General features: G+C 56.2%; 22 protein-coding genes. 16 read left to right on the top strand and 6 right to left on the bottom strand.

Going from position 1 to position 22463, the window contains the following annotated elements:
* Positions 1 to 120 precede the first annotated feature (120 nt).
* Positions 121 to 978, top strand: a complete 858-nt coding sequence (gene rpoH, locus ACVLVH_RS21240) for an RNA polymerase sigma factor RpoH (RefSeq protein WP_064737937.1) — start codon at positions 121 to 123, stop codon at positions 976 to 978.
* Positions 979 to 1073: 95 nt separating this feature from the next.
* On the opposite strand, the gene panM is transcribed toward rpoH, so the two are convergent.
* The gene (gene panM / locus ACVLVH_RS21245; RefSeq protein WP_101763099.1) at positions 1074 to 1460 is read right to left on the bottom strand and encodes an aspartate 1-decarboxylase autocleavage activator PanM; all 387 of its coding nucleotides are present in this window, start codon (positions 1458 to 1460) and stop codon (positions 1074 to 1076) included.
* A gap of 85 nt (positions 1461 to 1545) precedes the next feature.
* The gene (locus ACVLVH_RS21250; RefSeq protein ID WP_255527713.1) at positions 1546 to 1671 is read right to left on the bottom strand and encodes a hypothetical protein; all 126 of its coding nucleotides are present in this window, start codon (positions 1669 to 1671) and stop codon (positions 1546 to 1548) included.
* A 191-nt stretch (positions 1672 to 1862) separates the two neighbouring features.
* Here ACVLVH_RS21250 and ACVLVH_RS21255 point away from each other — a divergent pair, with 191 nt between their 5' ends.
* From ACVLVH_RS21255 to ugpQ, 10 genes are all read left to right on the top strand, one after another.
* Positions 1863 to 2990, top strand: coding sequence for a branched-chain amino acid ABC transporter substrate-binding protein (locus tag ACVLVH_RS21255; RefSeq protein ID WP_061718403.1), 1128 nt, complete (start codon positions 1863 to 1865; stop codon positions 2988 to 2990).
* A gap of 66 nt (positions 2991 to 3056) precedes the next feature.
* A complete protein-coding gene (livH, locus tag ACVLVH_RS21260) occupies positions 3057 to 3983 on the top strand; it encodes a high-affinity branched-chain amino acid ABC transporter permease LivH (RefSeq protein WP_101763097.1) in 927 nt (308 codons plus the stop codon).
* Positions 3980 to 5251, top strand: coding sequence for a high-affinity branched-chain amino acid ABC transporter permease LivM (locus ACVLVH_RS21265; protein ID WP_110868130.1), 1272 nt, complete (start codon positions 3980 to 3982; stop codon positions 5249 to 5251). The genes livH and ACVLVH_RS21265 overlap by 4 nt, the downstream gene beginning before the upstream one ends.
* Complete coding sequence (livG, locus tag ACVLVH_RS21270; protein ID WP_101763095.1) at positions 5248 to 6015, top strand: high-affinity branched-chain amino acid ABC transporter ATP-binding protein LivG; 768 nt, start codon at positions 5248 to 5250, stop codon at positions 6013 to 6015. The genes ACVLVH_RS21265 and livG overlap by 4 nt, the downstream gene beginning before the upstream one ends.
* Before the next feature lies 1 nt (position 6016).
* Positions 6017 to 6730, top strand: a complete 714-nt coding sequence (gene livF / locus ACVLVH_RS21275; RefSeq protein ID WP_312462805.1) for a high-affinity branched-chain amino acid ABC transporter ATP-binding protein LivF — start codon at positions 6017 to 6019, stop codon at positions 6728 to 6730.
* A gap of 282 nt (positions 6731 to 7012) precedes the next feature.
* Positions 7013 to 8329 carry a sn-glycerol-3-phosphate ABC transporter substrate-binding protein UgpB gene (gene ugpB / locus ACVLVH_RS21280; RefSeq protein WP_280172334.1) on the top strand — a complete coding sequence of 439 codons (1317 nt, stop codon included), beginning with the start codon at positions 7013 to 7015 and terminating at the stop codon, positions 8327 to 8329.
* A 63-nt stretch (positions 8330 to 8392) separates the two neighbouring features.
* Entirely contained in the window at positions 8393 to 9280 is an 888-nt protein-coding gene (gene ugpA / locus ACVLVH_RS21285; protein WP_101763092.1) for a sn-glycerol-3-phosphate ABC transporter permease UgpA, read from the top strand.
* Positions 9277 to 10122, top strand: coding sequence for a sn-glycerol-3-phosphate ABC transporter permease UgpE (ugpE, locus tag ACVLVH_RS21290; RefSeq protein ID WP_101763091.1), 846 nt, complete (start codon positions 9277 to 9279; stop codon positions 10120 to 10122). Before ugpA ends, ugpE begins: the two co-directional genes overlap by 4 nt.
* A complete protein-coding gene (locus ACVLVH_RS21295; RefSeq protein ID WP_498950020.1) occupies positions 10123 to 11196 on the top strand; it encodes a sn-glycerol-3-phosphate import ATP-binding protein UgpC in 1074 nt (357 codons plus the stop codon).
* The gene (gene ugpQ, locus ACVLVH_RS21300) at positions 11193 to 11936 is read left to right on the top strand and encodes a glycerophosphodiester phosphodiesterase (protein ID WP_498950021.1); all 744 of its coding nucleotides are present in this window, start codon (positions 11193 to 11195) and stop codon (positions 11934 to 11936) included. Before ACVLVH_RS21295 ends, ugpQ begins: the two co-directional genes overlap by 4 nt.
* Here the strand turns inward: ugpQ and ACVLVH_RS21305 are convergent.
* The gene (locus tag ACVLVH_RS21305) at positions 11933 to 12211 is read right to left on the bottom strand and encodes a DUF2756 domain-containing protein (RefSeq protein ID WP_101763088.1); all 279 of its coding nucleotides are present in this window, start codon (positions 12209 to 12211) and stop codon (positions 11933 to 11935) included. The two genes, ugpQ and ACVLVH_RS21305, sit on opposite strands and share 4 nt — an antisense overlap.
* A 329-nt stretch (positions 12212 to 12540) precedes the next feature.
* On the opposite strand from ACVLVH_RS21305, the gene ggt reads away from it, so the two are divergent.
* Entirely contained in the window at positions 12541 to 14292 is a 1752-nt protein-coding gene (gene ggt, locus ACVLVH_RS21310; protein WP_498950022.1) for a gamma-glutamyltransferase, read from the top strand.
* Between the two features lie 68 nt (positions 14293 to 14360).
* On the opposite strand, the gene ACVLVH_RS21315 is transcribed toward ggt, so the two are convergent.
* Positions 14361 to 14852, bottom strand: coding sequence for a GNAT family N-acetyltransferase (locus tag ACVLVH_RS21315; RefSeq protein ID WP_101763085.1), 492 nt, complete (start codon positions 14850 to 14852; stop codon positions 14361 to 14363).
* A gap of 227 nt (positions 14853 to 15079) precedes the next feature.
* Complete coding sequence (locus ACVLVH_RS21320) at positions 15080 to 16651, bottom strand: AbgT family transporter (protein ID WP_498950023.1); 1572 nt, start codon at positions 16649 to 16651, stop codon at positions 15080 to 15082.
* 217 nt (positions 16652 to 16868) lie between these two features.
* On the opposite strand from ACVLVH_RS21320, the gene ACVLVH_RS21325 reads away from it, so the two are divergent.
* From ACVLVH_RS21325 to gntU, 4 genes are all read left to right on the top strand, one after another.
* On the top strand, positions 16869 to 17564 hold the full coding sequence (locus ACVLVH_RS21325) for a pirin family protein (protein WP_101763083.1): 696 nt from the start codon (positions 16869 to 16871) through the stop codon (positions 17562 to 17564).
* Between the two features lie 138 nt (positions 17565 to 17702).
* Positions 17703 to 18698 carry a gluconate operon transcriptional repressor GntR gene (gene gntR / locus ACVLVH_RS21330; RefSeq protein ID WP_101763082.1) on the top strand — a complete coding sequence of 332 codons (996 nt, stop codon included), beginning with the start codon at positions 17703 to 17705 and terminating at the stop codon, positions 18696 to 18698.
* A 142-nt stretch (positions 18699 to 18840) separates the two neighbouring features.
* Positions 18841 to 19377 (top strand): gluconokinase, encoded by a 537-nt coding sequence (gene gntK, locus ACVLVH_RS21335; protein WP_036621490.1) that lies wholly within the window; start codon positions 18841 to 18843, stop codon positions 19375 to 19377.
* A 2-nt stretch (positions 19378 to 19379) separates the two neighbouring features.
* A complete protein-coding gene (gene gntU / locus ACVLVH_RS21340; protein ID WP_312462830.1) occupies positions 19380 to 20720 on the top strand; it encodes a gluconate transporter in 1341 nt (446 codons plus the stop codon).
* A gap of 85 nt (positions 20721 to 20805) precedes the next feature.
* Here the strand turns inward: gntU and ACVLVH_RS21345 are convergent, their stop codons facing one another.
* Positions 20806 to 22431, bottom strand: a complete 1626-nt coding sequence (locus ACVLVH_RS21345) for a Na/Pi cotransporter family protein (RefSeq protein WP_222211738.1) — start codon at positions 22429 to 22431, stop codon at positions 20806 to 20808.
* Positions 22432 to 22463 lie beyond the last annotated feature (32 nt).

A 22463-nucleotide genomic window follows, 5' to 3' on the forward strand; every position in this document is an offset into this window, starting at 1 on the left:
TGTGGATAACTTTGTCGTCCAAGTAGCACAGATTGCTTCTGGTTTTTTCGCGACGTTGACATAATGTAGCGTCTGCGCAAGGAACTGTGCAGCAAGTCCATTGAATTTGTGAGGGTTTGAATGACCAAAGAAATGCAAACTTTAGCGATTGCTCCTCTGGGTAACCTGGAATCTTACGTTCGGGCTGCCAACAACTGGCCGGTGCTGACGGCAGAAGAGGAAAAAGCATTGGCTGAGCGGCTGCATTACCAGGGCGATCTGGATGCAGCAAAGACGCTGATCCTGTCTCACCTGCGCTTTGTTGTTCATATTGCTCGTAACTACTCCGGTTACGGCTTGCCGCAGGCGGACCTGATTCAGGAAGGTAACATCGGCCTGATGAAGGCGGTGCGTCGCTTCAACCCTGAAGTCGGCGTGCGTCTGGTGTCGTTCGCCGTGCACTGGATTAAAGCAGAGATTCACGAATACGTGCTGCGTAACTGGCGTATCGTGAAAGTCGCGACCACCAAAGCTCAACGCAAGCTGTTCTTTAACCTGCGTAAAAGCAAACAGCGTCTCGGTTGGTTTAACCAGGACGAAGTAGAAATGGTCGCACGCGAGCTGGGCGTTAGCAGCAAAGACGTGCTGGAAATGGAATCGCGCATGGCTGCGCAGGATATGACTTTCGACATGTCGTCTGATGACGAAGCAGGCGAAGGCAAAGCGATGGCGCCGGTGCTGTATCTGCAGGATAAAACCTCTGACTTTGCCGATGGCATCGAAGAGGACAACTGGGATGCACATGCGGCTGATAAGCTGAGCGATGCGATGCTGAGCCTCGACGAGCGTAGTCAGGACATTATCCGTGCCCGCTGGCTGGACGATGACAACAAAACCACGCTGCAGGAGTTGGCCGACAAATACGGCGTCTCTGCGGAGCGCGTGCGTCAGCTGGAAAAGAACGCCATGAAGAAACTGCGTGTGGCGATTGAAGCCTGATAGTGATCGGGTGGAAAAACGGGGCGACTTTTAAGTCGCCCTTTTTATTACCTGGTCGCTACGCATCACGTTCAGACATTCCGCGCGACATCCTTTCAACGTACCCAACCATCAGCCTGCGCACGAAAACCACAAGCCTGCATAAACGCCGCACGCACCCCCTGATCGGCGTCGCCGTCATCGGCAATCCACCAATCTGCTAACGCGCTATTCTGCGCGATTGTCTCTTCCAGCAAGTATTGCCCCACGCCACGTCGACGCGTGACTTCGCGAACGTTGAGGTGGATGATTTTCCCCTGCGTGCCGCTGAGGGTCAGCTGCAGCGCCGCCAGTAATCGGTCGTTAAAACGCGCCGCATACAAACGCTGCGTGTCGCTGAGTTGTGCTTCCAGTTGCACAATATCGATTTCCGGCCAGACTTTAGCTAAATCGATACGATCCTGAGCGGTTAACGATGCTAAGCGCTGGATTGTCAGCTTCATACCTAATACCTGTACTAGTGCAAAGGCGATAGTGTAGCGAATTTAGACAGTCAGAGCGCTGTCACTTTTTTCTGATGAAAATAGGTCAAATGCCGGTCAGTTTGCCAGGATTGTGGAGTAAGCCATCAACGATAGTTGAAAAAGCCAGCATAACGCGCTGGTATCCTGCTGAAAAATCGGCCATAACAACCAGACGATTCTGCTGATCCACTCAGTCAATTCTGAATATGTCAGTTGATTTACAGAAGAAAGTTCCTGTTTAATAACCTGAAAAATAAAGCCTTATTACCTATAAATGCCAGAAAAGCGCGCTAACCCATTATTGCAGAATGAGTTTTCCTCTTTGACTGGCAGAAAATAAACAATCACAACAAACACGACACAACAGATGGGGAAGTTCGCATGAAAATGAGTAAAGGACGCGCATTACTGGCGGGCTGCGTTGCCCTGGCGATGAGCCATGCGGCGCTGGCTAAAGACATCAAAATTGCCATCGTAGGCGCATCAACCGGTCCGGTCGCGCAGTACGGTGACATGCAGTTTACCGGTGCCGCGCAGGCGATTAAGGACATCAACGCCAAAGGCGGCGTTAACGGTGACAAACTGGTTGGCGTGGAATATGACGATGCCTGTGACCCGAAACAAGCGGTTGCGGTTGCCAACAAAGTGGTTAACGACGGCATCAAATACGTTATCGGCCATCTGTGCTCCTCCTCTACTCAGCCAGCTTCAGACATCTATAACGACGAAGGCGTGCTGATGATCACCCCAGCCGCTACCGCGCCTGAACTGACTGCACGTGGCTATGCTGACGTGCTGCGTACTACCGGTCTGGATTCCGATCAGGGCCCAACGGCGGCGACCTACATCCTCGACCACATCAAACCAAAACGTATCGCTGTGGTGCATGACAAACAGCAATATGGTCAGGGTCTGGCGGAATCGGTGCAGAAAACCCTGAAAGCCAAAGGCGGCAACGTGGTGCTGTTTGAAGGTATCACCGCCGGTGATAAAGACTTCTCCACGCTGATTGCGCGTCTGAAGAAAGAAAACGTCGATTTCGTTTACTACGGTGGCTATTACCCGGAGCTGGGCCAGATTCTGCGTCAGGCAAAATCCGCTGGCCTGAATGCCGGTTTCATGGGGCCGGAAGGCGTGGGCAACGCTTCCCTGTCTAACATCGCTGGCGATGCGTCTGAAGGCCTGTTCGTGACCCTGCCGAAACGTTATGACCAGCTGCCAGAGAACAAGGCGATTGTTGATGCGATTAAAGCCAACACCGCGTCTAACCGCAAAGATCCAACCGGTCCATTCGTCTGGACCACCTACGCCGCGATTCAATCGCTGGTGGCGGGTATCGAGCGCAGCAAGAGCGATGAGCCTGATGCAATTGCGAAGAACCTGAAAGAGGGCGCTGCCGTTCCAACCGTGATGGGCAACCTGAACTGGGATGAGAAAGGCGATCTGAAGGGCTTCGAATTTGGTGTCTTCAAATGGCACAAAGACGGCTCTTCTACCGCAGTTAAGTAATCCCCCAAAATTCCCTTTCCCGCACGCGGGAGAGGGAATTATTCAGCTCCAGAGCAGGTCCTCACTATGTCCGAGCAGTTTCTCTATTTTATTCAGCAGATGTTCAACGGGGTGACCCTCGGGAGCACCTACGCGCTGATCGCCATCGGTTACACCATGGTTTACGGCATTATCGGCATGATCAACTTCGCCCACGGCGAGGTGTACATGATCGGTAGCTATGTCTCCTTTATCGTGATTGCCGCCCTGATGATGATGGGCATCGATACCTCGTGGCTGATGATCGCCGCCGGTTTCGTGATGGCGGTGATCATCTCCAGCGCCTATGGCTGGAGCATCGAGCGCGTGGCGTACCGGCCGGTGCGATCGTCTAAGCGCCTGATCGCGCTGATCTCCGCGATCGGTATGTCGATCTTCCTGCAAAACTACGTCAGCCTGACGCAAGGCTCGCGCGATCTCGCGCTGCCAAGCCTGATCACCGGCCAGTGGACGTTGGGCGAGAGCAACGGCTTTGCGGCCACGCTCTCCACCATGCAACTGGTGATTTGGGTGGTGACCTTCCTGTCGATGCTGGCGCTGACGCTGTTTATCCGTTATTCGCGCATGGGCCGCGCCTGCCGCGCCTGTGCAGAAGACCTCAAAATGGCCAGCCTGCTGGGCATCAACACCGACCGCGTTATCTCTCTCACCTTTATCATTGGTGCGGCGATGGCGGCGGTAGCGGGCGTATTACTCGGTCAATTCTATGGCTCCATTAACCCGTTCATCGGCTTTATGGCCGGGATGAAAGCCTTCACCGCCGCAGTATTGGGCGGCATCGGCAGTATTCCGGGCGCGATGATTGGCGGCCTGGTGCTGGGTATCGCAGAAGCGCTGACCTCGGCGTATCTGTCGACCGAGTATAAAGATGTGGTCTCCTTCGCGCTGCTGATTGTGGTGCTGCTGGTGATGCCAACCGGGATTCTTGGCCGTCCGGAGGTGGAGAAAGTATGAAACGCCTCGGTTTGGTCAACGCCGTGATCTCCACGGTGATGTTGCTGATTCTCGCTACCTTCTTTATGGGCGTGCGCCTCGATCTGGACGGCACCAAACTGGTGGTCGCCAATGCGGGCGCGGTGCGCTGGAACTGGATTTTCATGGGTTGTGCGGTGGTGTTTGTCTTCCAGCTGCTGCGTCCGCTGGTGCAGGGCAAATTCAAACGCAGCGGCAAAGGTTTTGTTCTGCCGGGTTTTGATGGATCAACGCCAAAGCAGAAGCTGTTGATGGCGCTGGTGATTGCCGCCGCCGTTATCTGGCCGTTTCTGGTCTCGCGCGGCAGCGTCGATATCGCCACGCTGACGCTGATCTACGTGATGCTCGGTCTCGGGTTGAACGTGGTGGTGGGTTTGTCTGGTTTGCTGGTGCTGGGCTACGGCGGTTTCTACGCCATCGGCGCTTACACCTTCGCGTTGCTTAATCACTATTACGGTTTTGGTTTCTGGGAAAGTCTGCCGCTGGCCGGTTTAGTCGCCGGTGCGTTTGGCCTGATGCTTGGCTTCCCGGTGCTGCGCCTGCGCGGTGACTATCTGGCGATCGTCACGCTCGGCTTTGGTGAAATTGTGCGTATTCTGCTGCTGAATAACACCGCGATCACTGGCGGTCCGAACGGCATCGCGCAGATTCCCAAGCCAAGTCTGTTTGGTCTGGAGTTTGGCCGCCGCGTCAGCGAAGGCGGCTGGAGCACTTTCCATGATTTCTTCGGCCTGAAATACGATCCCAGCGACCGCGTGATTTTCCTCTATCTGGTGGCGCTGCTGCTGGTGGTGCTGACGCTGTTTGTGATCAACCGTTTGCTGCGTATGCCGCTGGGCCGCGCGTGGGAAGCGCTGCGTGAAGATGAGATCGCCTGCCGTTCGCTCGGCCTGAGCCCAACGCGCATCAAGCTGACCGCTTTCACCATCAGCGCCGTGTTCGCAGGCTTCGCGGGGACGCTGTTCGCCGCTCGTCAGGGCTTCGTCAGCCCGGAATCCTTCACCTTCGTCGAATCGGCCTTTGTGCTGGCGATTGTGGTGTTGGGCGGCATGGGTTCGCAGCTGGCAGTGATCCTTGCAGCGATTCTGCTGGTGGTATCACGCGAGCTGATGCGTGATTTGAACGAGTACAGCATGCTGGTGCTCGGCGGTTTGATGGTGCTGATGATGATCTGGCGTCCGCAAGGTCTGCTGCCGATGAAGCGTCCGCATCTGAAGATGAAAAGCAGTAAACAAGGAGAGCAGGCATGAGTCAGCCTTTATTAGCCGTTGAAGGCCTGATGATGCGCTTCGGCGGCCTGTTAGCCGTCAACAACGTGGCGCTTGAGCTGCATCCACAGGAAATTGTTTCGCTGATCGGTCCGAACGGTGCCGGTAAAACCACGGTGTTCAACTGCCTGACCGGTTTCTACAAACCGACCGGCGGCACCATCAAACTGCGCGATCAACAACTGCAAGGTTTGCCAGGCCAGAAGATTGCGCGCATGGGCATTGTGCGTACCTTCCAGCATGTGCGTCTGTTCCGTGAAATGACGGTGATTGAGAACCTGCTGGTGGCACAACATCAGCACCTGAAAAGCGGCGTGTTCTCCGGCTTGTTCAAAACCCCGGCTTTCCGTCGCGGTGAGAGCGAAGCGCTGGATCGCGCGGCAACCTGGCTTGAACGCATCGGTTTGCTGGATCTGGCTAACCGTCAGGCGGGTAACCTTGCTTATGGTCAGCAGCGTCGTCTGGAGATTGCGCGCTGCATGGTGACGCGTCCGGAAATCCTGATGCTGGATGAACCGGCGGCGGGTCTTAACCCGCGTGAAACGCACGAACTCGATGAGCTGATCGCCGAACTGCGCGGTGAGCACAAGGTTGCCGTGCTGCTGATTGAACACGATATGAAGCTGGTGATGGGCATTTCTGACCGCATTTACGTGGTGAATCAGGGAACGCCGCTGGCTAACGGCACGCCGGAACAGGTGCGTAACAATCCGGATGTGATCCGTGCTTATTTAGGTGAGGCGTAATATGGCAAACCCGATTTTAACCTTGCAGGGTGTCAGCGCCCATTACGGTCCGATTCAGGCGCTGCACAACATCAACCTGCACATTAATCAGGGTGAAATCGTCACGCTGATCGGTGCCAACGGCGCGGGTAAAACCACGTTGCTCGGCACTTTGTGTGGCGAACCACGCGCCACCAGCGGTACCATCACCTTTGATGGTAAAACGATCACCGACTGGCAAACCGCGAAAATCATGCGTGAAGCGATTGCCATCGTGCCGGAAGGCCGTCGGGTGTTTTCGCGCATGACGGTGGAAGAGAACCTGGCGATGGGCGGTTTTTTCGCCACGCGTCAGCAGTATCTGGAGCGTATCGATCGCGTTTATCAGCTGTTTTCACGGCTGGCAGAACGTAAAGCACAGCGCGCGGGCACCATGTCTGGCGGTGAGCAGCAGATGCTGGCGATTGGTCGCGCGTTGATGAGCCAGCCGCGTTTGCTGCTGCTGGATGAGCCGTCGTTGGGTTTGGCGCCGATTATCATTCAGCAGATCTTCGACACCATTGAGCAGCTGCGTAAAGAGGGCATGACCATCTTCCTCGTCGAGCAGAACGCCAATCAGGCGCTGAAGCTGGCAGATCGCGGCTATGTGCTGGAGAACGGCCACGTGGTGCTGGAGGATAGCGGCGAAGCGCTGCTGTCCAACGAAGCGGTGCGGAGTGCTTATTTAGGCGCGTAAGTTGGTGCTCGCTGTCCCCCATCCCGGCCTTCCCCCGCAAGCGGGGGAAGGAGACGCTGCCACATGCCACTCCCAACTCACATATAGCAGCATCTTCCTCCCCCATTAATGGGGGAGGACCGAGGAGGGGGACAGCCAGCACGTACCAGCCAGCACTCCCAACCCACCTGTCACATCCCCGTCATAAACCTGTTATTAATCCGTCATTTCCCCGTGTCATGTTACGTCGCGAACTAAAAAATGCGCGCATTCGCGCGTACTTAACAGCACAGGAAAAACCTTATGTCCGCTTTTACGCTTCGTCCCCGCCTGATGAGTGTCTTGCTCGGTCTGGCGCTCAGCGGTAATGCGCTGGCTGCAACTGAGATCCCTTTCTGGCACTCAATGGAAGGCGAGTTAGGCAAAGAAGTTGATTCTCTGGCACAACGTTTTAACCAGGCTCATCCCGATTACAAAATCGTTCCGACTTACAAAGGCAACTACGAGCAGAGCTTAGCGGCGGGTATCGCGGCAGTGCGCGCCGGTAAAGCACCTGCGCTGCTGCAGGTGTATGAAGTCGGTACGGCGACCATGATGGCGTCAAAAGCTATCGTGCCGGTCAACCAGGTGTTTAAAGACGCCGGCGTGCAAATGGATCCCAGGCAGTTCGTGCCAGCCGTTGCCGGTTACTACAGCGACAGCAAAGGCCAGCTGATCTCGCAGCCGTTCAACAGCTCCACGCCGGTGCTGTACTACAACAAAGATGCGTTCAAAAAAGCCGGTCTGAACCCGGATCAGCCACCAAAAACCTGGCAGGAGCTGGCGAAAGACGCCGAAGCGCTGCGCAAAGCGGGCCTGACCTGCGGTTACGCCAGCGGCTGGCAGGGCTGGATTCAGATTGAAAACTTCAGCGCCTGGCACGCGTTGCCGGTCGCCACCAAAAACAACGGCTTTGACGGTACCGATGCGGTGCTGGAGTTCAACAAGCCGGTGCAGGTGCGCCATATCGAAATGCTGGAAGCGATGAACAAGAAGGGGGATTTCACCTACTTCGGTCGCAAAGATGAATCCACCGCCAAGTTCTACAACGGCGATTGCGGCATCACCACCGCGTCGTCCGGTTCGCTGGCCGATATCAAACACTACGCCAAATTTAACTTCGGCGTTGGCATGATGCCGTACGATGAAACCGTTCCAAATGCACCGCAAAACGCCATCATTGGCGGCGCGAGCCTGTGGGTGATGAAAGGCAAAGATGCCAACACCTACAAAGGCGCGGCGGAGTTCATGAAGTTCCTCGCACAGCCGGAAATCGCTGCCGAATGGCATCAGAAAACCGGTTACCTGCCTATCACCACCGCCGCATACGAACTGACTAAGCAACAGGGCTTCTATGATAAGAACCCCGGCGCAGACATCGCTACGCGTCAGATGCTGAACAAAGATCCGCTGCCGTTCACCAAAGGCATGCGTCTGGGCAACATGCCACAGATTCGTACCATCGTGGACGAAGAGCTGGAAGGCGTGTGGACCGGCAAACAGGCGCCGCAAGCCGCGCTGGATAACGCTGTGAAACGCGGTAACGAACTGCTGCGCCGTTTTGAGCAGCAAGTGAAGTAACGCTGTTATCTCGGGGCCGACGCCTGGCGTTCGCCCCGATTTTTCTCCTGGATTGAGCCTGCTATGTCCTCATCGCGCCCGGTATTTCGCTCCCGTTTTCTGCCCTATTTGCTGCTGCTGCCGCAACTGGTGATCACGGCCATCTTCTTTCTGTGGCCAGCCGGTGAAGCCTTGTGGTATTCGCTGCAAAGCATTGATCCTTTTGGCATCTCCAGCACATTCGTCGGAATGGCGAACTTTAAACGCCTGTTCAGCGACGAGTACTATCTGGCGTCCTTTTGGACCACCATTGAATTCAGTGCGCTGGTCACGATTTGCGGTATGACCTTTTCCCTGCTGCTGGCGGCGCTGGTGGATTACGTGATTCGCCTGCGCAAGCTTTACCAAACCTTGCTGCTGCTGCCATACGCGGTGGCGCCGGTAGTAGCGGCGGTGCTGTGGATGTTCCTGTTTAATCCGGGCCTCGGTTTGTTCAGCCATCTGCTGAACCAAATGGGCTACAACTGGAACTACGCGCAAAACAGCGGTCAGGCGATGTTCCTGATTGTGCTGGCGTCGATCTGGCAGCAAATGAGCTACAACTTCCTGTTTTTCTTTGCCGCGCTGCAGTCGATTCCCAAATCGCTGGTGGAAGCGGCGGCGATCGATGGCGCCGGTCCGGTGCGTCGCTTCTTCAATTTATCCCTGCCGCTGATTACGCCGGTGAGCTTTTTCCTGCTGGTGGTCAATCTGGTGTACGCCTTCTTCGATACCTTCCCGGTGATCGATGCCGCCACCGGCGGCGGTCCGGTGCAGGCCACCACTACGCTGATCTACAAAATCTATCGCGAAGGCTTCACCGGGCTGGATCTCTCATCCTCCGCCGCGCAATCGGTGGTGCTGATGCTGCTGGTGATTGGCCTGACTATCCTGCAATTCCGCTTTGTCGAGCGTAAGGTGCAATACCAATGATTGAGAATCGACGCGGGCTGGACATCTTCAGCCATACCTTGCTGGTGCTGGGCGTGCTGACCATTCTGTTCCCGCTCTACATCGCTTTTGTCGCGGCGACGCTGGATAACGAGGCGGTGTATCAGGTGCCGATGACGCTGCTGCCGGGCACGCATTTGTGGGAGAACATCGCGCGCATCTGGACGCATGGCGTGAATGGCAACGGTCCGGCGTTTGGCATGATGATGCTCAACAGCCTGCTGATGGCGCTCGGTATCACTATTGGCAAAATCAGCGTCTCGATGCTCTCCGCCTTCGCGCTGGTGTGGTTCCGCTTCCCGCTGCGTTCGCTGTTTTTCTGGCTGATTTTCATCACCCTGATGTTGCCGGTGGAAGTGCGTATTTTTCCGACGGTGGAAGTGATTTCGACGCTGAATATGCTCGACAGCTACAGCGGCTTAACGCTGCCGCTGATGGCATCGGCGACGGCCACTTTCCTGTTCCGTCAGTTCTTTATGTCGCTGCCGGACGAGCTGATTGAGGCGGCGCGTATCGACGGTGCCAGCCCGATGCGCTTCTTCTGGGACATTGTGTTACCGCTGTCCAAAACCAATCTCGCCGCGCTCTTCGTGATCACCTTTATCTACGGCTGGAACCAATATCTGTGGCCGCTGCTGATCATCAACGATGCCAGCCTCAGCACCGCCGTCGCCGGAGTGAAAAGCATGATCAACAGCAGCGGCGGGCCGACGCAGTGGAATGAAGTGATGGCGGCAATGTTATTAACCCTGATTCCACCGGTGGTGGTGGTACTCGTGATGCAACGTGCGTTTGTGCGTGGCCTGGTAGAGAGTGATAAATAAATGGCAGGCGTAACCCTTCAAACCGTTACCAAATCGTATGACGGCAAAAATCAGATCATTCAGCCACTGAATATCACCATTAACGATGGCGAATTTATGGTGATGGTCGGCCCTTCCGGCTGCGGTAAATCGACGCTGCTGCGCATGGTGGCGGGCCTTGAGCGCGTATCGTCGGGCGACATCTACATCGACGACAAACGCGTCACCCACATGGAGCCGAAAGATCGCGGCATCGCCATGGTGTTCCAGAACTACGCGCTCTATCCGCACATGACGGTGGGTGAAAACATGGCGTATGGCCTGAAAATTCGCGGCATGGGCAAAGTGCAGATCGCGCAGCGCGTGATGGAAGCCGCGCGCAGCCTCGAACTGGATCATCTGCTGCATCGCCGCCCGCGTGAGCTGTCGGGCGGACAGCGTCAGCGCGTGGCGATGGGGCGCGCTATCGTGCGTGAACCGGCGGTTTTCCTGTTTGATGAGCCGCTGTCGAATCTGGATGCGCGCCTGCGCGTGCAGATGCGTCTTGAGCTGCAACAGCTGCATCGCCGCCTGAAAACCACCAGCATCTACGTGACGCACGACCAGGTAGAAGCGATGACGCTGGCGCAACGCGTGATGGTCATGAACAAAGGCGTGGTGGAGCAGGTGGGCACGCCGGTGGAAGTCTATGAGCGTCCGGCCAGCCAGTTTGTTGCCTCGTTTATCGGCGCGCCCGCCATGAATTTGCTGCCAGGGCAAATCAGCAGCGACGGCACGCGTTTCACGCTGGATGCGCTTAATAGCTTGCTGCTGGGCGAGAGCAGAGCCAAATGGGCCAATCGCCCGCTGACGCTCGGCATTCGTCCCGAACACATCAAACTCAGCAGCCGCGATGCGGGCGGCATTCCGCTGGTGGTTGAAACGCTGGAGATGCTCGGCGCGGACAATCTGGCGCACGGCCGCATCGGTAACGCGCGCATGGTGGTTCGTTTGCCGCACAGCGAGCGCCCGCTGGCGGGCAGCACCTTGTGGCTGCATCTGCCGTCAGATGCGTTACACTTCTTCGATTCAACCTATGGAAAGCGTCTGGAATGAGTCAACACAACTGGCCTTATCCGTACATTGTCGCGCATCGCGGCGGCGGCAAACTGGCCCCGGAAAATACCCTCGCGGCGATTGATGTCGGCGCGCAGCACGGTCACACCATGATCGAGTTTGATGCCAAGCTGTCGCAAGATAAGCAAATTTTCCTGCTGCACGACGATACGCTGGATCGCACCAGCAACGGTTGGGGCGTGGCGGGCGCGCTGTCGTGGCATAAGCTGTCACAGCTGGATGCCGGCGGCTGGTTTAGCCGCGATTACGAAGGCGAACCGCTGGCGCTGCTGAGCGAAGTGGCCGAGCGTTGTCGCCAGCATCAGATGATGGCGAACATCGAGATCAAACCCACCACCGGGCAGGAGGTGGAAACTGGCCGCAATGTGGCGCTGGCCGCACGCGAACTGTGGCAAGGACAAACCGCGCCGCTGCTCTCCTCCTTCTCTTACGCTGCGCTGGAGGCGGCAATGGAGTCAGCACCTGAACTGCCGCGCGGGTTGCTGCTGGATGAGTGGCACGACGATTGGCAGGCGCTGACGGCGCGTCTGGATTGCGTGTCGATCCATCTCAACCACAAATTACTCGACGCCGAACGCACCGCGCAGCTGAAAGCGGCCGGTCTGCATATTCTGGTGTATACCGTGAATCAGCCCGCGCGGGCGCGCGAGCTGTTGAGTTGGGGCGTCGATGCTATCTGCACCGACCGCATCGATATTATCGGTCCCGACTTCCGCTAGTTCTGCTGCTGTTTCTGGCCCGGCTGCGACTGAATCACCCGCTGCTGGGCGCTATCCCGCTGTTCCTGCACCTTGCGCTGGACATCCTGACTTTGCTGCTGCTGATTCTGCTGCAACCTGAGCTTCTGCTGTTGCTGCTGATTCTGCATCTGCGACTGCATCCGCTGCTGGCTCGGGTTGAAGCCGGGTTTGTTCGGATCGTTGGTGCTGTTCAACGTATTTGCCATGCTGCTTAACGGCAGCAATGCTGCGATCACAATTAGCCATTTGTTCATGATCTTCCTCCATTCATGCAGCCTGCTGTGTGCTGATGCTGCCAAAGTGGCAACACGCGCTGCAGCCATAAGTTTATGCGATATCACAAACCTATGATCCAGGAGTGCGCCGAATTTAGCTTACTGCTACGCTTTTTACCGTGTTTGCAAACACTTGCATCAATAAATAACAAATGGATACCCAAAATAATTCAAGGCGCAGGAAGGCGGCAAACGAGAGAGTCCCGATGAGCTTACACAAGTAAGTGATTCGGGTGAACGAGAGCAGCCAACGCATCTGCACCTTGAAGTATGAAGGGTATAAATAACTTTAAAAGGGTGGTGGCAGGATGAGGATACAGGGCAACGTGCGTCAGTTCGGCTGGGCATTATTGATGAGTTTTACCGTGGTGCAGGGCGCACACGCTGCGCCCGCCAACGCGCCGCCGGTTTCGTATGGCGTTGATAGTGATACCTTTCACCCGGTAAAAGCCAAACATGGCATGGTGGCATCGGTGGATGCGATGGCGACAGAAGTCGGCGTCGATATTCTTAAGCAGGGCGGTAACGCGGTGGATGCGGCCGTTGCGGTGGGTTTCGCGCTGGCGGTGACGCATCCGCAGGCCGGTAACCTCGGCGGCGGGGGCTTTATGCTGCTACGTACCGCATCGGGCCGCACCACCGCCATCGACTTCCGAGAAATGGCACCGGCGCGCGCGTCACGCGATATGTTCCTTGATAAGCAGGGCAACGCTGATAGTAAGTTGTCACTCACTTCTCACTTAGCCTCAGGCACGCCGGGCACCGTGGCCGGTTTTGCGCTGGCGGCGCAGAAATACGGCACCTTGCCGCTGAGCACATTACTGGCGCCTGCTATCAAACTGGCGCGTGACGGTATCGTAGTGAACGATGCGCTGGCCGACGATCTCGCCACTTATGGCAAAGAGACGCTGATCAATCACGACAACAGCCGCGCGATTTTCTACAAAGCCGACTGTAAGCCGTATCAGAAGGGCGAACGTCTGGTGCAGAAAAACCTCGCGCGCAGCCTGCAGCTGATCGCCCAGCAAGGGCCGGATGCGTTCTATAAAGGCAAAATCGCCGATGAAATTGCCGGTGAAATGGCGCAGCACGGCGGCCTGATCGGCAAGCCGGATCTGGCGGCTTATCGCGCGATAGAACGCAAACCGGTGAGCGGCACCTATCGCGGCTATGAAGTGTTCTCCATGCCGCCGCCATCGTCCGGCGGGATTCACATCGTGCAGATCCTCAATATCCTGGAAAACTTCGACCTGGCGAAATCGGGCTTTGGTAGCGCGGATGCGATGCAGGTGATGGCGGAAGCGGAAAAATACGCTTACGCCGACCGTTCCGAATACCTTGGCGATCCTGATTTCGTCAAAGTGCCGCAGCAGGCGCTGACCAGCAAAGCCTACGCCAAAACCCTGGCGCAGCAGATTGACGTCAATAAAGCGCGTCCATCCAGCGAGATCAAGCCGGGCAAACTGGCGCCGTATGAAAGCAATCAAACCACGCACTTTTCGGTGGTGGATAAAGATGGCAACGCGGTCGCGGTGACTTACACGCTGAATACTTACTTCGGCAGCGGCATTGTCGCCGGACAAAGCGGCATCTTGATGAACAATGAAATGGATGATTTCTCGGCCAAACCGGGTACGCCAAACGTCTACGGCTTAGTCGGTGGCGAGGCGAATGCGGTGCAACCGGCTAAACGTCCGCTGTCATCGATGTCGCCCACTATTGTGGCAAAAGACGGTAAAACCTGGCTGGTGACCGGTAGCCCAGGCGGCAGCCGTATTATCACCACCGTGCTGCAAATGGTGGTGAACAGCATCGATTTCGGCATGAACGTCGCGGAAGCGACCAACGCACCGCGCTTCCATCATCAATGGTTGCCCGACCAGTTGCGCGTAGAGAAAGGCTTCAGCCCGGATACGTTGCGCCTGCTGGAAGCCAAAGGCCAGCATGTGAAAGTGATGCCCGCGATGGGCAGCACGCAGAGCATTATGATTGGGCCGGACGGCACGCGTTATGGCGCATCGGATCCGCGTTCAGTGGATGATTTAAGCGCAGGTTATTGAACGCTAATGCGCAATAAATTGCGCCGCTACGGTATGTGCACGCATTTGTAGCGGCGCGATTTAACAGGTTATTTCAAGCGCGCCATATAGTGCGTATCCACCATTTCGCCGTCGCGCATGGCGTGGCGACGTGCGGTGCCTTCGATCTCAAAGCCAAACTGCCGATACAGGCCAAGCGCTTTATGATTATCGGCGAACACCGTCAGCTCAATGCGCGTCACCTGCAGCCAGTTGTCGCACAAATCAATCATCGCTGACATCAGCGCTTTACCGACGCCGCGCCGATGAAAAGCAGAATCGACGCCCATGCCAAATGTCGCGGTATGGCGACGGCGCGCCACCGACAGCACTTCCACCGTGAGTTGCCCGGCAATCTGATCGTCAATGCACGCCACTAGCATATGCACACCCGGACGCAGATTACTGAGGCGGTCCTGCCACAGCGTCGGCGATTGATACGGCAGATGCAGCGTGTTGGCCTGCGGTTCAGGCTGACTGTACATGCGCGTTAAAGCAGCAGCATCTTCGGGAATAGCGTGACGAACAACGATCTGACTCATGAGCGACTCCTTGTGCAAAATGGATAAAATCCCCTTTAACATCAAGGAATTCTCGCTCTTCGTCAATGCAAAATAATTCGCAAAAGGGCTTTACAGACGAGAATGATAATGATTATTATTGCCATGCGAGCTCGGAAACGTCTCCTGACAACCGGGTAAGCACGACATTGCTCACATTGCTTCCAGGTATTATTTAGCCAGCTCGGGTGCTGGCTTTTTTTTTGCCTTTACAGCGTGTACCAGGTTGCCGCACCGGGCCCGACCGGCAGATTGAAGACAAACACCCAAAGCACAAACAGCAGCGTCCAGCCAATCATAAACACCACCGAATACGGCAACATCATCGCCACCAGCGTACCGATGCCCATATCGCGTCGATAACGCGCCGCCACCGCCATAATCAGGCCAAAGTAACTCATCATGGGTGTAATCACGTTGGTCACCGAATCGCCGATGCGATATGCCGCCTGAATCACTTCGGGCGTAAAGCCGACCAGCATCAGCATCGGGACAAAGATCGGTGCGGTCACCGCCCATTGCGCCGAGGCGGAGCCGATCATCAGGTTGATAAAGCCGCAGATCATGATGAAGCAGACAAACAGCAGCGGCGCGCCCATATCGATTGATGCCAGCAGATTAGCGCCTTTCACTGCCACCACGGTGCCGAAATTGCTCCAGTTAAAAAACGCCACGAACTGCGCAGCAAAGAACACCAGCACGATATACATGCCCATGCTGCTCATACTGGCGGACATGGCGTTAATGACGTCGCGATCGTTGCGCATATTGCCGATCAGGCGGCCATATACCATGCCGGGAATAGCGAAGAAGACAAAGATAAACACCACGATGCCCTTCAGGAACGGTGAACCCGCCAGCGTGCCGGTTTTCGGGTTGAGTAACACGCCGTAGCCCGGAATCACGGTCAGGATCAGCAGCAGCGTAACGCCAAGAACCGCCCAGCCCGCGCCTTTCAACGCCCGACGTTCTTGCGTCGTCAGCGCGCCCATATCGCCTCGCACCGCATCACCTTCGCTGTCGTGATATTTGCCCAGTTTAGGTTCGACGATGCTGTTGGTGATCCAGGTGCCAAGAATGGCAATCACGAAGGTACTGACAAACATAAAGTACCAGTTCACTTCCGGGCCAACATGGTAGTCAGGATCGATAATCTGCGCGGCGCTTTGGGTAATGCCCGAGAGCAGCGGATCGATGGTGCCAAGCAGTAAGTTGGCGCTGTAGCCGCCAGAAACCCCGGCAAACGCCGCGGCCAGGCCCGCCAGGGGATGACGGCCCAATGAGTGGAAAATCATCGCGGCCAGCGGAATCAGCACCACATAGCCCAGCTCAGAAGCGGTGTTGGAGATAATGCCAGCGAAGACGATGGTGAAGGTGATGAGCTTTTTCGGTGCGTTAAACACCAGCGCGCGCATCGCCGCCGAGAGCAGCCCTGAATGTTCGGCAATCCCCACACCGAGCAGCGCAACCAACACGGTGCCGAGCGGCGCAAAGCCGGTAAAGTTGGTGACCAGATGGCTGACGATGCGTTGCAAACCTTCGGCACTCATCAGGCTAACCACGTGAATCACACCGTCTGGTGCGCGTCCTGCCGCGCCAACTGGGCGGGGATCGATCACGTTGACGCCAAACGCTGCGGCAATGGCAGACGCAACAATGATAAACAGTGAAAACAGGGCAAATAAAGTAATCGGATGCGGTAATAAATTACCCAACCATTCAACGGTATTCAAAAAGCGCTCAATCGGGCGCTTAGCGGGTGGAGTGATGTGTTCTGACATAATTTTTCCTTGTTATTCCTGCTTGCAGGGTCCGTGATGCTCATTGTTATGTAGTGGGTTATCTACAAGACCAATCTCGTTCGCACTTCCTCATCAGTAAATCCTGGGTCGTTTTTTCGTTTTCATTCACTTTTTTTGAACAGAGAGATGAAGTTTTTCAGCTATCAATCAATCCTTCGCAGTACCAAACTGTAAAAAACATTGAGGAGAATTGAACATGATTTATGTACGCAAAGCTGAAGAACGCGGTCACGCTAATCACGGTTGGCTGGATAGCTGGCACACCTTTTCTTTCGCCGATTATCACGATGCCAACTTTATGGGCTTCTCGGCACTGCGCGTGATTAACGAAGATGTTATCGATGGTGGTCAGGGCTTCGGCACCCATCCGCATAAAGACATGGAAATCCTGACCTATGTGCTGTCTGGCACCGTTGAACATCAGGACAGCATGGGCAATAAAGAGCAGATTCCGAGCGGTGAGTTCCAAATCATGAGCGCCGGTACCGGCGTGCGACATTCGGAGTACAACGCCAGCGCCACCGATCCGCTGCACCTGTATCAGATCTGGATCATTCCAGAGCGCAAAGGCATTGAGCCGCGTTACGCGCAACGCCGTTTCGATAATGTTAAAGGCCGCCAGTTTGTGCTGACGCCGGATGAACGTGACGGATCGCTCAAGGTGTTTCAGGACATGACGTTGTCGCGCTGGGTCTTTGCTGAGGGCGAAAGCGATGAAGTGACAGTTGAAGCCGGTCGTCGCGTGTGGATTCAGGTGGTGAAAGGGCTGGTGAGCGTGAATGGCGAACAGGTTGGCAGCAGCGATGCGCTGGCGATTTGGGATGAAAGCGCGCTGAGCATCAAAGCTGACAGCGATGCAGAGATTCTGCTGTTTGATTTGCCACCGGTTTAAAGATCGCGCAATAAATTGCGCCGCTACAATATTTGCACGTATTTGTAGCGGCGCGATTGATCGCGCAGGTTTTCCTCAAAAGCAGTACATGACAAAAAAATGATAAACTCGTCGTATCTCTGATTTCAGGCGCATACGATGAAGAAGAAAAGACCGGTATTACAGGACGTTGCCGATCGTGTCGGCATCACAAAAATGACCGTCAGTCGCTACCTGCGCAATCCCGATCAGGTCTCTGCGGCGCTGCGCGATAAGATCGCCGTGGCGCTGGACGAACTCGGTTACATCCCCAATCGCGCCCCCGATATGCTCTCCAACGCCACCAGCCGCGCTATCGGCGTGCTGCTGCCTTCCTTAACCAACCAGGTTTTCGCCGACGTATTGCGCGGCATTGAGGCCGTCACCGACGAAGCGGGTTACCAAACGCTGGTGGCGCATTTTGGCTACAACGCGCAGAAAGAGGAGTTACAGCTGCGATCGCTGCTCGGCTGGAACATCGACGGCGTGATCCTCACCGAGCGTACCCATACACCGGGCACGCTGCGCATGCTGGAAGTCGCGGGCATTCCAGTGATTGAGATGATGGATTCGGTCACGCCGTGCCTCGATATGGCGGTGGGCTTTGATAACGTCGAAGCCGCGCGGCAGATGACGCATGCTATTCTGAAAAAAGGCCATCGCCATACGGTTTACCTCGGCGCGCGCCTTGATGAACGTACCTTGCAGAAGCAACAGGGCTACGAAAAAGCGATGCGCGAAGCGGGGCTCACGCCACACAGCGTGATGATGGAAGATGCCTCCTCTTTCAGCGCCGGCGCGCAACTACTGTGCGAGGCGCAAAAGCGCTATCCGGAAACTGACAGCCTGTTTTGTACCAACGATGACCTCGCGGTAGGCGCGATGTTTGAGTGCCAGCGTCAGGGATTACGCGTGCCGCAGCAGATGGCGATTGCCGGTTTCCACGGCCACGACATTACGCAAGTGGTGAATCCGCGCCTCGCCACGGTGTTAACGCCGCGCGAGCGTATGGGACGGGAATCGGCAGCGATGCTGCTGGCGCGCATTGGCGGCGATCGCACGCTAACGCAACCGCTGGATGTTGGCTTTGAAATCTCCGAAGGTGACAGCATCTGATTTTGGCGATTATTTGAGTCAGTTCACACTTTCGTGCTTTTCCACCTGAGAAGGGTTGCCAGCCTTTCAGTGGGCTCTGACAATGGCAGCTCGATTTGTTATCGGTAACATTGGGCAGAATTCACTGCCGGAGCGCAAAACAATGACAACGCCATCTCCATCGCACCACGTCTTTATCCTGATGGGCGTTTCCGGCAGCGGAAAATCTGCCGTCGCCAATCAGGTCTCTCATCAGTTAAACACTGCGTTCCTCGATGGGGATTTCCTCCACCCGCGCAGCAACATCATGAAAATGGCGGATGGCCATCCGCTGGACGACAACGATCGCCAGCCGTGGCTGCAGGCGCTGAATGATGCGGCATTTGCCATGCAGCGCACGCAGGAGATCTCCATCATCGTCTGTTCGGCGCTGAAAAAGTCCTATCGCGACATCCTGCGTCAGGGCAACGAGAACCTGAAATTTATCTATCTGCAGGGCGACTTCGAAACCATTGAATCCCGCCTGAAAGCGCGTAAAGGTCACTTCTTCAAACCGCAGATGCTGGTGACGCAGTTCGCCACGCTGCAGGAACCCGGCGCGGATGAGCCCGATGTACTGGTGGTTGATATCAATCATTCACTGGATGAGGTAGTTGCGGCCACGGTTGCGACCATTGAGGGTGCAATCAACAAGGGTTAGTCATGAGTACCGCAACGCTAGTGTTAACCGCAGCAGGCTCTGTCCTGCTGCTGCTGTTTTTGGTGATGAAAGCGCGTATGCACGCCTTTGTTGCCCTGATGTTAGTCTCCGTTGGTGCCGGTCTGTTCTCCGGCATGCCGCTTGATAAAATCGCTGAAACCATGGAAAAAGGCATGGGCGGAACGCTCGGCTTTCTCGCCATTGTGGTGGCGTTGGGCGCGATGTTCGGCAAGATCCTGCATGAAACCGGCGCCGTCGATCAGATCGCCATTCGCATGTTGAAAACCTTTGGGGAAAGCCGCGCGCACTATGCGATGGGCGTCGCTGGCTTGATCTGTGCGTTGCCGCTGTTCTTTGAAGTGGCGGTGGTGTTGCTGATCAGCATTGCGTTCGCCGTGGCGCGTCGCACCCAAGGCAATTTAGTTAAGCTGGTGATCCCGCTGTTTGCCGGTGTTGCGGCGTCCGCCGCGTTTCTGCTGCCGGGACCCGCGCCGATGCTGCTGGCGGCGCAGATGCACGCTGATTTTGGCTGGATGATTCTGCTGGGCCTGTGCGCCGCGATTCCGGGCATGCTGATTGCGGGCCCGCTGTTTGGCAGCTTTATTGCCCGACATGTCAGCTTTAGCGCACCGCCGGAAGATCATCAGCCGGAAGTGGAAGAGGGCAAACTGCCGTCGTTTGGCTTTAGTCTGGCGCTGATTCTGTTCCCGCTGCTGCTGGTTGGCCTGAAAACCATCGGCGCACGCTTCACTACGCCGGGTTCCCATCTGTATGAGTGGCTGGAGTTTATCGGCCATCCGTTCACCGCGATTTTGCTGGCCTGTCTGGTGGCGATTTATGGCCTGGCTTATCGTCAGGGCATGGATAAAGAGAAGGTGATGCAGGTGTGCGGCAGCGCGCTGCAACCGGCGGGCATTATTCTGCTGGTGATTGGTGCGGGCGGCGTGTTTAAGCAGGTACTGGTGGATTCGGGCGTTGGCCCGGTTTTAGGGCATGCGTTGACCGGCGCAGGTATGCCGATTGCGCTGGCGTGCTTCATCCTTTCTGGCGCGATTCGCGTGATTCAGGGTTCGGCCACCGTGGCGTGTTTAACCACCGTCGGTTTAGTGATGCCGGTGATTGAACCGCTGCACTACAGCGGCGCGCAGCTGGCCGCGCTGTCGATCTGTATCGGCGGCGGCTCGATCATTATCAGTCATGTGAATGATGCGGGTTTCTGGCTGTTTGGCCGCTTCACCGGCGCCACCGAAGCCGAAACGCTGAAGACATGGACGCTGATGGAAACCATTTTGGGCACCACCGGCGCGATTGTTGGCATTATTGCGTTCAGTTTGCTGTCGTGATGTAAAACCAGCGCAATACATTGCGCCGCTACGGACCATTACGCGGATTTGTAGCGGCGCGATTTATCGCGCGATTCTGACCTTCTTAATCCTCTTCCCGCTCATCATCCGGCTGATCCAAAACCGTGTACGCCACGGCGCAGAACAGCGAATTTAAACGCTTCAAATCGCCCAGCAAGCCAAGGTGCAACGAGCTTGTCTCAATGCTTTGCACATTCTGCAGATGCAAGCGCTCGACGTGCGCGTGGGAGAAACGGCGAATCAGGATGCGGAAGCGATGCTTGGATCGGCGCAGGCGTTTGGCGCTGGTGACATCGTGCGACAAAAACACCGACAAACTCAGACGCAGGTTATACAGCACCTGTTCCTGCAAGGTTTGCAGCTCCTCCAGCCCTTCGGCAGAGAAGGCGCGGCGCGCGGTCAGTGACTTATCCGCTACGTCGGCGCACATGCGTTCGATAATGTCGCCCGCCTGCTCCAGGTTGAGCGCCATCTCAATGATCTCCGCCCAGCGGCGCGAATCATCCTCCGGCAAATCCTCTTTCGGCATACGCGCCAGATAGAGTTTGATCGCGGTGTAAAGCACATCAACATCATCATCCAGCCGCCGCACCGCGCGCTCTTCGCGCAGGTCGCCGTGCACCACCTTATTGAATGACTCAATCATCTGCTCGACCACATCGCCGATGCGCAGTGTTTCGCGTGAGGCGTTAGCCAGCGCTAACGCTGGCGTATCCAGCGCGCTGCTGTCGAGGTGTTTGGGTTTGAGATGGGCTTCGTTTTCGGGATCATCGGCAATCATACGGCGGCAAAGGCGCGCCATTGGATCGGCAAACGGCACCATGACTAAGCAGCGAATCAGGTTGTAGAAGACGTGGAAGAAGATCACCAGCTCTTCATCATTGACCGGCAGCTTATCCAGCACATCGGCGACAACATTGACGAACGGCAAAATGGCGATGCTGCCAATCAACTTAAACAGCAGGCTGCCGAGCGCGACGCGTTTGCCCGCTGCATTGGAGCCGCTGGCGTTGATCATTGCCAGCAAGCCGCTGCCGAGGTTGGCACCAATCACCAGACAGAGTGCGACCTTGAAGGAGATGACACCGGTAGCGGTCAGCGTGGCGGTAATCAGGACCGCCGCGAGGCTGGAGTAACTGATGATGGCGAACACCGCACCAATCAGTGCATCGAGCATCACATCGCCGGTCAGCGTCGAGAACAGCACCTGAACGCCCGCCGCCTGGGTGATCGGTTTGGCGGCCGCGACAATCAGCTGCAGCGCCAGCAGAATCAGGCCAAGTCCAATACTGGCGCGGCCTAACTGCCCAATGCGCGTTTGCTTGCGGCTGAGAAAGAACACCACGCCAAAGAAGATAAACAGCGGCGACAGCCACGACAGATCGAAGGTCAGGATACGCGCCATGATCGCGGTCCCGACATCCGCGCCCAGCACCACCACCAGCGCTGGCGTCAGACTGACCAGATTCTGTGCAACAAAGGAGGTAACCAGCAGCGTGGTGGCGTTACTGCTCTGCACCAGCGCCGTGACGCCAATGCCGGCAAGAAACGCCATCGGTTTTTTTTCAACGCTGCGACTGAGTACGCGACGCAGATCGGCACCGTAAACGCGCATGATGCCGGTGCGCACAATGTGTGTGCCCCACACCAGCAGCGCAACGGCGGAGAGTAGATTAAGCAGAGTTAACACGTATAGAGGCTCCTCATCCGTCAGGCTCAAAC

Source organism: Kluyvera sp. 1366 (genome assembly GCF_054823405.1).